Origin of the sequence: Paracidovorax wautersii, assembly GCF_900113035.1 — a bacterium.
Classification (GTDB): Bacteria; Pseudomonadota; Gammaproteobacteria; order Burkholderiales; family Burkholderiaceae_C; genus Paracidovorax; species Paracidovorax wautersii.
Genome location: NZ_FONX01000003.1, coordinates 443743 through 454836, shown reverse-complemented (window position 1 = coordinate 454836; position 11094 = coordinate 443743). Strand labels below are relative to the sequence as shown.

Here is an 11094-nt window from a genome sequence, read left to right as displayed (position 1 = left end):
AACTCGACGATGAGCAGCGCCTTGGATTCGTCGATGGCCCGGGGCGAGCGCGTTGGTCTGGAGGATGCATCGGCCAGGGCGGCTTCGCCACCGCTCAGATACCGGCCCAGCCACTTCCTGGCTGTCTGAGCGGTGACGCCTTGGGCGAGAGCTGCCTGGGCGGCGTCCTGGCCATGAATGGTCATCTGTTGAACCATCTCAAGTCGGCGGGCGAAGGTAAGTCGGGCATGCTTATGGGTGTTCATCCGGTTGGGTGTCCTGAGTCGATTGGGTGTTTGGCGACTTCCAGTCTCTCAAATCCAACCAGGATGAACACCGGATACAACCTATTGAAGCTTCACATCTAGCCCTGGGCCAGGTCCTGCTGCCCGAGCGGGAGCGGCCTGCTCCTGCGCTCAGGCGGGCACGGCGCTTTCGGCGTTGCGTGCGCCGGCCGGCCTGTCCGACGGCTCGCGCGCCTCGCTTGCGAGGTAAGGCGACAGCAGGCTCAGGAGCTGCTCCGCCCCCCGGGTGATCGAGGGGGACTCGCTCTCCGATTCCAGTGCGTGGCGCGGGTTGTTCACATACTCGAAGCTGAACCAGTAGGTCGCCAGCAGCACCAGGCTGGTGGCCAGGCGGGGCACCTCTGCCTCTTGCACGAGCAGCGTCCCGTCTCGTCGCAGGCCGTTCAGCAGCTGCATGACGGCTCGCACCTTGCGCGCCTGCAGGGACTGGATGTGAAGCTCCAGTTGCCGGTTGCGCGACATGAGGTCGTTCAGGTCGCGGTAGAGGAAGCGGTACTGCCAGACCAGCTCCAACAGGGAGCGCAAAAAGGCCTTGGCCTCCTCCAGCGTGCGCAGCTCCTCGCAGGATGCGAGCAAGTTCTCCAGGGTGGCTTCGTAGCGGGCGAAAAGCGCATTGATCAGCGCTTCCTTGGCAGGGTAGTGGTAATAGAGATTGCCGGGGCTGATTCGCATTTCCGCAGAAATGGCCGTGGTCGACACATTGGGTTCGCCAAACCGATTGAACAGCTCCTGCGAGGTTTCCAGGATGCGTTCGGCCGTGCGGCGCGGCATTTTCTTGGTCATGGCGGCCTTCCCTGTCTCTGCGGGTTTCTTGTTGCGAACCACTGTAAACCAGCGCTGTATTTTCGGCACGCTGCACTGCACTATCTACGGAAAAGCGATTGTGTTGTCTGTCGCTGGTTAACGCATCAGGTTACGGCGGCATGTCAGTCCAATGTGATAATCCATCGCCTGTCAAAGGCATTCCAGAAACACATAGACACATATCAAACAATGATTCTCGTCACAGGCGGCGCAGGCTTCATCGGTGCCAATTTCATCCTCGACTGGCTGGCGGGTTCCCAGGAGCCTGTCGTCAACCTCGACAAGCTCACCTATGCAGGCAACCTGCAGACCCTGGCCTCGCTGCAGTCGGACGGGCGCCATCACTTCGTACAGGGCGACATCGGGGATGCCGAGTTGGTCGCGCGGCTTTTGGCCGAGCACCGGCCGCGTGCCATCGTCAACTTCGCGGCCGAATCGCATGTCGATCGTTCGATCCATGGGCCTGAAGATTTCGTGCAGACCAACGTCGTCGGCACCTTCCGCCTGCTGGAGGCCGCACGGCATTACTGGCAGGCCTTGCCGGCGGGCGAGAAGGAAGCCTTCCGCTTCCTGCACGTGTCCACAGACGAGGTCTATGGCACCCTGTCCGCAGACGCTCCGGCCTTCACGGAAAGCCATGCCTACGAGCCCAACAGCCCGTACTCGGCCAGCAAGGCCGCCAGCGACCACCTCGTGCGTGCCTGGCACCACACCTACGGCCTGCCGGTGCTCACCACCAACTGCAGCAACAACTACGGCCCGTTCCACTTCCCCGAGAAGCTCATCCCGCTGATGATCGTCAACGCGCTGGCCGGCAAGAACCTGCCGGTCTATGGCGACGGCATGCAGATCCGCGACTGGCTCTACGTCAAGGACCACTGCAGCGCCATCCGCCGCGTGCTGGAAGCCGGCCAGTTGGGCGAGACCTACAACGTGGGCGGCTGGAACGAGAAGCCCAACATCGAGATCGTGCACACCATCTGCGCACTGCTCGACGAGCTGCGCCCGCGCGCGGATGGCCGCTCGTACCAGGAGCAGATCACCTATGTGACCGACCGCCCCGGCCACGACCGCCGCTACGCCATCGACGCACGCAAGCTCGAGCGCGAACTGGGCTGGAAGCCCGCGGAAACCTTCGACACCGGCATCCGCAAGACCGTGGAGTGGTATCTGGCCCACCAGGAATGGGTCGCCAACGTGCAAAGCGGCGGCTACCGCGACTGGGTCGCCAAGCAGTACGGCAACGAGGCGGTGAAGGCATGAAGCTGCTACTGCTGGGCAAGGGCGGCCAGGTCGGCTGGGAGCTCCAGCGCAGCCTGGCGCCGCTGGGCGAGCTGGTGGCGCTCGACTTCGACAGCACGGACTATCCGGCGGACTTCAGCCAGCCCGAACAGGTCGCCGACACCGTGCGGCGCGTGCGCCCCGACGTCATCGTCAATGCCGCGGCGCATACGGCCGTGGACAAGGCCGAGAGCGAGGCCGATCTGGCCCGCAAGCTCAACGCCACCACGCCGGGGGAGGTCGCACGGGCCGCCGAAGAACTCGGCGCTCTCATGGTGCATTACTCCACCGACTACGTCTTCGACGGCAGCGGCAGCACGCCCTGGCGCGAGACCGATGCGACGGGACCCTTGAGCGTCTATGGACAGACCAAGCTCGAAGGCGAGCAACTCGTCGCGCAGCACTGCAGCCGGCACCTGATCCTGCGCACCAGCTGGGTCTATGCCGCGCGCGGTGGCAACTTCGCCAAGACCATGCTGCGCCTGGCCAAGGAGCGCGACCAGCTCACGGTGATCGACGACCAGTTCGGCGCACCCACCGGCGCCGAACTCTTGGCCGACATCACCGCGCACGCCATCCGTGCCACGCTGCAAGACCCTTCCAAGGCCGGGCTCTATCACGCCATCGCGGCGGGAGAGACCACCTGGCACGGCTACGCGCGATACGTGCTGGCCCTGGCGCAGCAAGCCGGTGTCGAACTCAAGGCCGGCCCCGATGCGGTCAAGGCCGTGCCGACCAGCGCATTCCCCACGCCGGCCCAGCGGCCCCACAACTCCCGGCTCGATACGTCCAAGCTGCAGGCCACCTTCGGCTTGCGCCTGCCCCCCTGGCAGGACGGCGTCGCCCGCATGCTCAGAGAAATCCTGTAGGCCGACAGGCGCCTGGGTCGCCGTAATCCCTCTCAGAGAAAAGAACACATGCATTCCACGAACAAGCAACGCAAGGGCATCATCCTTGCCGGCGGCTCCGGCACGCGCCTGCACCCCGCCACCCTCGCGATCAGCAAGCAACTGCTGCCGGTCTATGACAAGCCCATGATCTACTACCCGCTCAGCACGCTGATGCTGGGCGGCATGCGCGACATCCTCATCATTAGCACGCCGCAGGACACGCCGCGCTTTCAGCAACTGCTGGGCGACGGTAGCCAGTGGGGCCTGAGTCTCCAGTACGCCGTGCAGCCCAGCCCTGATGGGCTGGCCCAGGCCTTCATCATCGGTGAGCAATTCCTGGACGGCGCACCCAGCGCCCTGGTGCTGGGCGACAACATCTTCTACGGCCATGACCTGCAGCAGCAACTGATGGCCGCTGGCGAGCAGGCCGATGGCGCCACCGTCTTCGCCTATCACGTGAACGACCCCGAGCGCTATGGCGTGGTCGCTTTCGACCAGGGCGGCCGTGCGGTGAGCATCGAAGAAAAGCCTGCCCATCCCAAGAGCAACTATGCCGTCACCGGTCTGTACTTCTACGACCGGCAGGTCGTGGACATCGCCAAGGCCGTCAAGCCCAGCGCCCGAGGCGAGCTGGAAATCACGGCCGTGAACCAAGCCTATCTGGATCAGGGCAGTCTCAACGTGCAGATCATGAAGCGCGGCTACGCGTGGCTGGATACCGGTACGCATGAAAGCCTGCTGGAAGCCGGCCAATTCATCGCCACGCTGGAACAGCGCCAGGGCCTGAAGATCGCGTGCCCCGAAGAGATCGCTTGGCGTGCAGGCTTCATCGACGCTGCACAGGTCGAGAAGCTGGCCACCCCTCTCAAGAAAAACGGCTATGGCCAATACCTGATGCGCCTGCTGCGCGAGGAGTACCACGGATGAAGGTGACGAAGACCCAACTGGAAGGCGTGCTGATCCTGGAGCCTAAAGTCTTCGGTGACGAGCGCGGCTTCTTCATGGAAAGCTTCAACCAGCGCGTGTTCGACGAAGCGGTGGGCCAACATGTGGAGTTCGTGCAGGACAACCATTCGCGCTCGACCAAAGGCGTGCTGCGTGGATTGCATTACCAACTCCAGCAGCCGCAGGGCAAGCTGGTGCGTGTGACGCGTGGAGCCGTGTTTGACGTGGCGGTGGACATCCGCAAGAGCTCGCCGACCTTCGGTCAGTGGGTGGGGGTGGAACTGACCGAGAGCAATCACCGGCAGCTGTGGATCCCGGCCGGCTTCGCGCATGGGTTCGTGGTGACCAGCGATAGCGCGGATTTTCTGTACAAGGCGAGCGACTACTACGCGCCGGCGCATGAGCGAAGCATTCTCTGGAATGACGCTGATATTGGGATTGAATGGCCTGATATTGACGAGGAACCTAAGGTTTCTCCCAAAGATGCGTCTGCGAATTGTCTCACTCACGCAGAGGTTTTCTAACTGATGCAAGATCGTGCCACCAATCCCCTGTCTGTCTTGGTAACGCTTCTGCAGCATCGTACGCTTATCGGCCAGTTGATCAAGCGTGAAATTGCCGGACGTTATCGAGGCTCCTTCTTGGGTGTTTTTTGGTCTTTCCTGAATCCGCTGTTGATGTTGAGTATCTACACCTTTGTTTTTGGTGTGGTCTTCAAGTCGCGGTGGCGTCCGGATGCCGTCAATCAAATGGAGTTCGCGGTCGTGATGTTTGCTGGGGTCATGCTTCACAGCCTGATTTCAGAATGTGTCATGCGTGCTCCTTCACTCATTGTGAGTAATGTGAATTTTGTCAAGAAGGTTGTTTTTCCACTTGAGATATTTGCATGGGTCAGGGTGGGGGCTGCTCTTTTCCATACTGCCATTGCCATGGTTATCTTGCTGATTGCTATTTTCATATGGCAGGGGCATATCATGCTGTCGGTGTTGTGGGTGCCTGTTTTGCTCATGCCGTTCGCTTTGCTGACGGTCGGCCTGGTGTGGTTCATCTCTTCGCTCGGTGTGTTTTTGCGGGATATCGGCCAGCTCATGGGAATCGTCTCGTCCTTGTTGATGTTCATGGCCCCCATCTTTTATCCTTTGCATTCTGTGCCGGTTGGGTTTGCGGAGTTTTTATATCTGAATCCGCTGACTTTTATTGTGGAGCAGGTTCGTAACGTGGCGATCTGGGGTTCGCCTGTCGATTGGATGGGCTGGGCGCTCTATTGTTTCGTCGCCTATGTGGTGGCTTGGTTGGGTTTAATGTGGTTTCAGCGAATGCGCGGGGGATTTGCGGATGTCCTCTGATGCGATTATCAAAGTCCAGGATCTCAGTAAGCGTTACGAGATCTACAAGCAGCCCCGTGATCGCCTGCGCCAGTCATTGATGTCACCTATCCGGAGAATTCTGGGGCTGGCAAGGAAAAATTATTTCCAGGAGTTCTGGGCACTCAATGGCGTGAGCTTCCAGGTGGGGCGCGGTGAAACCGTAGCGATTGTTGGTCAGAACGGTTCGGGTAAGTCCACTCTATTGCAGCTGGTATGCCAGACGCTCTCTCCTACAACTGGGAGTGTCCACATTTCGGGACGGATCGCCGCATTGCTCGAATTGGGGGCCGGCTTCAATACAGAGTTCTCTGGGCGGGAGAATATCTTCCTTAGCGGCCTACTCTACGGCATAAGCCAGGATGAGTTAGCCAAGAGGTTCGAGAGTATCGTCAAGTTCGCTGAGCTTGAGGATTTCATCGAGCAGCCTGTAAAAACATATTCAAGCGGCATGTATGTGCGGCTTGCATTCGCTATTGCTGCGCATGTCGATGCAGATGTACTTATTATCGACGAAGCGCTATCCGTGGGAGATGTGCGCTTTACGCAGAAATGCATGCGTTACCTACGCGATTTCCAGAAGACGGGAACGCTTCTCTTCGTGAGTCATGACACCAGCGCTGTCATCGGATTGTGTTCAAGAGCTGTATGGTTGGATCATGGTGGACTACGCATGGATGGTCCGGCGAAAGAGGTTGTCGAAACCTATCTTGCAGCGCAGCACGCCCTTGACCGAGAGGGCGAAGGAACTGCCGTTGCGCTGCGATCGGGGCGCCGTACTTCTGCTGCGTTGAAAAGCGAGTCTGATGACATCAAGGATGCGCGCTTGCCGAAATTGGCTGAGCATGGGGCGCTGACGAAATTCGAATTTTTTGAGTTTGACCCTGACCGTGCTGCTGCGGAATTCGGCGCTGGTGGTGCGCGAATCGTCGATTCCAGCTTTCTGGCTGAGGATGGCAGCCCTTTGCACATGAGCCATGGCGGCGAAATCGTTCGGCTTTCTGTAAAGGCTGAGGTGCTTCAGCCACTCTCCAATCTGATCTTCGGATTTTATTTTAAAGATCGGATGGGTCAGCGTCTGTTTGGTGACAACAGCTTTATCACCACGATGGATGCGCCGATCAGCGCCGAGGTCGGTGAAACGATGACGGCCTGCTTTCGCTTTCGGATGCCGATTCTTCCATCGGGCCTCTATTCGATGGATCTTGCGATCGCATCAGGAACGCAAGACAACCATACCCAACAGCATTGGTTGCACGATGCCTTGGAAGTACGTGCCACGGATACCACGATGAAGCATGGCTTGGTAGGTCTGCCCATGCTGGAGATATCGGTCAGGAAGGTTGCGCATGATTAATTTTACGGGTGAGCGCTTTGTGCCTACGGAGAGTGGTGAAATTCGCTATGAGCATATGCACCGATATGCTTGGGTTACCCGCTTTTGCCAGGGTAAGAGAGTTCTGGATATAGCCTGTGGTGAAGGGTATGGCTCTGCTTTGCTGGCCGCACATGCCGATTCGGTTATGGGTGTTGACATAGCGCACGAGGCGGTCTTGCATGCTCGCGAAAAGTATGCCGCCAAGGGTAATTTGCAGTTTCTTCAGGGGAGTGCAACGGCTATCCCTCTCCAGGCGCATAGCGTGGATGTAGTCGTTTCTTTCGAGACAGTCGAGCATTTGCCGCAGCAAAGTGAGATGCTGGCGGATATTCGGCGTGTGCTGAGACCTGACGGCTTGCTGATCATATCCTCCCCCAATAAGAAGGTCTACTCCGACGATCGAAACTATGTCAATGAGTTTCACGTCAAGGAGCTTTACTTCGAGGAATTCGATGCGCTGCTGCGCGAGCAGTTCTCCGCTGTCACTTATTTGGGGCAGCGGTTGCTGACGGGATCTGTCGTTGCGCCAATGGGGCAGCAAGATGCTTACTATGAGGCGATTGGTCTTAAAGGTGACCATCTTGTGAAGCAGACCCCTCCGTCCACTGGCATCATGTATTTTGTTGCCGTTTGTGCGGCGGACGATGGCCATTTGCCGAAGACGGATCCTTCGTTTTTTGTAGATGAAGACATCGATCTCTATGCTGAGGCCCAGAAGTCCTTGCGCTGGGCCTCTACGCTTGACCTCGAACATCGTGACCTCGACAAGCGACATGCACAGTTGAGAGCTGAATTCGAAGACCGGACTGCGTGGGCGCTGCAGTTGGATGCGGAACGTGCCCGGCTGGTGGCCGAGATAGAGCGCGCTTCCGGAAATTCGGAATCTCCAAAGCTGAAGGATGAATTGGCTCTCCGTCTCCGGGAAAATGCAGAGCTGGAAAAAAAAGTGGCGGATCGATCCCGTCAGGCTGACATATTGCATGTCGAACTGCAGGGTTTGCAAGAGGCCCACGCAGAGTTACGCCTTCAACAGGATCAGTTAGGGCAGCGCAATCTTTCTCTTCGTCTGGAGCTTGAAAAATATCAGGCGCGTGTCGATTCAGAGCTACGACTGCAAGAAGAGGTTCTGGCGCTCAAGGCCCGTATTGCCCAACTCGATGAGCAGAATTCTCGGCTAAGCCAGGAGCTGGAAGTTCAGCTGGCAGAGCAAAAGGCGTGTCAGGAAAAGCAGTTCGACGCTGATCCCCGAATTCAGGCACTCCGCGCTGAGTTGCAGGGGCGCGATGCGTTGCTGAAAGGGTTGCAAGGAGAACTGGCGGAGCGAGCCCAATATGCCGACGAGATGCATGCTAAGTTGCAGTCACTGTTAACTACGCATGCACAATTTCGTGCCCAGCATGACCTGTTGAGTCGGCGTAATTTAGAGTTGGCCAAACAGGTCGAGCGCCTCGCGGCAGTTGACGAACGACTTGTTCAACTGCAATCAGAATTCGACGAGCGTACAGCGTGGGCGCTGCAATTGAACGCACGGTGCGCTGAATTGGAAGCCCGATGGACTGACGGGGGGGCTGCGGCCGCTACTGTTTCGGTGCCGCCCATCGTGCAGCCGCACCTGGACTCTGCTCAGCAGCTCGAACGTACCAGACGAATTGCCTTACTGGAGCAGCAGGTCTGTGCCTTGACGGCTGTGCAGAGCCAAGATCGCTCTGAACTGGACAGGCTAAGGCTTGCCAATACTGATTTGAGCCAACAGATCAATGCCATCAGGAAGTCGCACTCCTGGACTCTCACCATGCCTTTGCGGATGTCGGGCCGGGTGCTGCGCGGCGAGTGGGGGACGCTGGCATCCATGTTGTCCCCTCATGCTATCCGCTGGGGCAAGCGAGCCTATAGAGCCCTGCCTTTGTCTAGGTCGATAAAGGATCGCTTGGTCACTACCGCTTATCGCGTGGCTGGTCCATTATTCAAAGGCATGGTTCACTACGAGGTGTGGCGGCGCCAGAGCGGTCAGTCTCCTGCAGTTCCGGTGGGTACTGGACCCATTGCTGTTGATGATGTTGCTGATGTACTGGCTTCGCTGAGTTTTCCTGTTGTGAACGCCCCTGAAATCAGCATCATTATTCCAACATACGGGAACTTGCATCACACTCTCATGTGCCTGCAGTCGATTGCTCGGAACTTGCCGGTTGCATCGGTGGAAGTCATGGTGGCAGAAGATGCCTCGGGTGATGCCGAGATTCAGCGCCTTCAGGCCATCCCCGGTTTACGCTTCGTCAATCATGCAGCCAATATGGGTTTTCTCCGCTCATGCAATGCTGCGGTGCAGCTTGCACATGGGCGGTACGTCTATCTGCTGAATAATGACACTGAAGTGACCGCCGGTTGGTTGGATAGCATGTTGTCGCTGTTCGAGAAATTCCCCGATTGTGGAATGGTAGGTTCGAAGCTGGTGTATCCGGATGGACGTCTGCAGGAGGCTGGCGGTATTCTGTGGCGTGATGGCTCTGCGTGGAATTATGGTCGGCTGGATGATCCCACTCGTAGCATATATAACTACGTCAAGGAAGCTGACTATTGTTCTGGCGCGTCTCTGCTAATTCCGAAGCAGTTGTGGGATCATCTAGGTGGGTTTGATGAGCATTATTTGCCGGCCTACTACGAAGATACTGATCTTGCCTTCCGGGTGCGTTCTGCCGGAAAGAGTGTTCTTTATCAGCCGGACTCCGTGGTGATTCACTATGAGGGGATTTCGCATGGGACGGATACTGCCTCTGGAGTCAAGGCGCATCAGGTGACCAACCAGAAGAAATTCTATGAACGCTGGAAAGATGAGCTAGAACGCAATCATTTGGATAACGCGATTAATCCGTTTCTCGCGCGCGATCGATCTGTGAAGAAAAAGACGATACTGGTCGTTGATCACTATGTTCCTCAGCCGGATCGTGATGCAGGCTCGCGGAGTACGTGGTGTTTTTTGCAAGAATTTGTGGCGATGGGGCTGAATGTGAAATTTTGGCCTGCTAACCTATGGCATGACCCATATTACTCCCCACTGCTGCAGCAGGCAGGAATAGAGGTCTTCTATGGTGGGGATTATGTTGGGCACTTTGCGGAATTGATGCAGGAGCATGGATCCAGCCTGGACTATGTCCTGCTGAGCCGTCCGCATATTACGGAAGACCACTTGGATGCTGTTCGGCAGAATACCTCTGCCAAGGTGCTTTATTATGGGCATGATTTACATTACGCCCGTTTGCTTGGGGAGTATGAAAAAACCAAGGAGCCGCAGCTTCTTCGCGAGGCCGAAGATTTTCGTGCCCTGGAGGAGTCTATTTGGCGGCGGGTGGATGTGGTTTATTACCCATCTGCTTCAGAGACCGATGCTGTAAAGGCTGCGGTCCCGGCTGTTGTGGCTCGCACAGTCCCTCTTTATTACTTCAACGAGTCCGACGTCATGCCCGGGCGAGAGTTGCGTCAGCGGACGGATCTCCTATTTGTTGCAGGTTTTGGTCATCCGCCCAATGTGGATGCAGCCAAATGGTTGGTGCAGGAGATATTTCCAAAAGTCAAGCATCGCCAGCCTGGGGCTTTCCTCACCCTTGCAGGCTCGAATCCCACAGACGAGGTGAAAGCCTTGGCGAGTGATTCCGTACGGGTGACTGGTTATTTGAGTGATGCGGCACTGGACGCGCTTTACAAGCGTGCAGGCGTGGCCGTCGTTCCGTTACGTTTCGGCGCTGGGGTGAAAGGTAAGGTGCTAGAAGCCTTGAACCAAGGGGTTCCGATAGTGACTACTTCAGTCGGTGTCCAGGGCCTTGATGGATTGGATGTTGTTGTTCCTGTGCATGATGAGTCACAGGCAATTGCAGATGCAATCTTGAGAATCATGGTTGATGATGACTATTGGGACCGGGTCTCCGTAGATGGGCGGGATTTTGTGCTGGCACGTTTTTCCCAGGCTGCCGTCAGGAATGTCTTTACGGCGGATATCCATGTCTAGGATTGCCTCCTGTAACCATCAGCCATTGGGAATGGGGCTTGCCAGAAATGCGGGAAGAGCAAAGGATCATGCGTGAATCACGACGAGTGCGAAGGCGCTTATGGCGCCGGCAGCTAACCCGGCAGTCAAGCTGACCCGCCACAGGCGG

9 protein-coding genes are annotated in these 11094 nt (G+C 57.6%); 7 read left to right on the top strand and 2 right to left on the bottom strand.

Going from position 1 to position 11094, the window contains the following annotated elements; all coding sequences use genetic code 11:
* Together BM070_RS06995 and BM070_RS06990 are read right to left on the bottom strand one after the other, a co-directional pair.
* Window positions 1-245: leucine zipper domain-containing protein (locus BM070_RS06995; RefSeq protein ID WP_139222777.1), on the bottom strand; the 245-nt coding region annotated here is incomplete at its 3' end.
* A gap of 150 nt (window positions 246-395) precedes the next feature.
* A complete protein-coding gene (locus BM070_RS06990; protein WP_092938879.1) occupies window positions 396-1067 on the bottom strand; it encodes a TetR/AcrR family transcriptional regulator in 672 nt (223 codons plus the stop codon).
* A 210-nt stretch (window positions 1068-1277) separates the two neighbouring features.
* On the opposite strand from BM070_RS06990, the gene rfbB reads away from it, so the two are divergent.
* The 7 genes from rfbB to BM070_RS06955 are packed head-to-tail and all read left to right on the top strand — an operon-like array spanning window position 1278 to window position 10946.
* Window positions 1278-2351 (top strand): dTDP-glucose 4,6-dehydratase, encoded by a 1074-nt coding sequence (gene rfbB, locus BM070_RS06985; protein WP_092938877.1) that lies wholly within the window; start codon window positions 1278-1280, stop codon window positions 2349-2351.
* Complete coding sequence (gene rfbD / locus BM070_RS06980) at window positions 2348-3238, top strand: dTDP-4-dehydrorhamnose reductase (protein WP_092938875.1); 891 nt, start codon at window positions 2348-2350, stop codon at window positions 3236-3238. Before rfbB ends, rfbD begins: the two co-directional genes overlap by 4 nt.
* Before the next feature lie 48 nt (window positions 3239-3286).
* Entirely contained in the window at window positions 3287-4186 is a 900-nt protein-coding gene (gene rfbA / locus BM070_RS06975; protein WP_092938873.1) for a glucose-1-phosphate thymidylyltransferase RfbA, read from the top strand.
* Complete coding sequence (rfbC, locus tag BM070_RS06970; RefSeq protein ID WP_092938871.1) at window positions 4183-4728, top strand: dTDP-4-dehydrorhamnose 3,5-epimerase; 546 nt, start codon at window positions 4183-4185, stop codon at window positions 4726-4728. The genes rfbA and rfbC overlap by 4 nt, the downstream gene beginning before the upstream one ends.
* Window positions 4729-4731: 3 nt before the next feature.
* The gene (locus tag BM070_RS06965) at window positions 4732-5550 is read left to right on the top strand and encodes an ABC transporter permease (RefSeq protein WP_092938869.1); all 819 of its coding nucleotides are present in this window, start codon (window positions 4732-4734) and stop codon (window positions 5548-5550) included.
* Window positions 5540-6925 (top strand): ABC transporter ATP-binding protein, encoded by a 1386-nt coding sequence (locus BM070_RS06960; RefSeq protein ID WP_092938867.1) that lies wholly within the window; start codon window positions 5540-5542, stop codon window positions 6923-6925. The genes BM070_RS06965 and BM070_RS06960 overlap by 11 nt, the downstream gene beginning before the upstream one ends.
* Window positions 6918-10946 carry a glycosyltransferase gene (locus BM070_RS06955; RefSeq protein WP_092938865.1) on the top strand — a complete coding sequence of 1343 codons (4029 nt, stop codon included), beginning with the start codon at window positions 6918-6920 and terminating at the stop codon, window positions 10944-10946. The genes BM070_RS06960 and BM070_RS06955 overlap by 8 nt, the downstream gene beginning before the upstream one ends.
* Window positions 10947-11094: the final 148 nt, after the last annotated feature.

Excerpts from the sequence above, each read along its gene's own strand:
- BM070_RS06955 (WP_092938865.1), top strand. The coding sequence starts at position 6,918 with ATGATTAATTTTACGGGTGAGCGCTTTGTGCCTACGGAGAGTGGTGAA.
- rfbA (WP_092938873.1), top strand. The coding sequence starts at position 3,287 with ATGCATTCCACGAACAAGCAACGCAAGGGCATCATCCTTGCCGGCGGC.
- BM070_RS06965 (WP_092938869.1), top strand. The coding sequence starts at position 4,732 with ATGCAAGATCGTGCCACCAATCCCCTGTCTGTCTTGGTAACGCTTCTG.
- BM070_RS06990 (WP_092938879.1), bottom strand. The coding sequence starts at position 1,067 with ATGACCAAGAAAATGCCGCGCCGCACGGCCGAACGCATCCTGGAAACC.
- BM070_RS06960 (WP_092938867.1), top strand. The coding sequence starts at position 5,540 with ATGTCCTCTGATGCGATTATCAAAGTCCAGGATCTCAGTAAGCGTTAC.
- rfbD (WP_092938875.1), top strand. The coding sequence starts at position 2,348 with ATGAAGCTGCTACTGCTGGGCAAGGGCGGCCAGGTCGGCTGGGAGCTC.
- rfbC (WP_092938871.1), top strand. The coding sequence starts at position 4,183 with ATGAAGGTGACGAAGACCCAACTGGAAGGCGTGCTGATCCTGGAGCCT.
- rfbB (WP_092938877.1), top strand. The coding sequence starts at position 1,278 with ATGATTCTCGTCACAGGCGGCGCAGGCTTCATCGGTGCCAATTTCATC.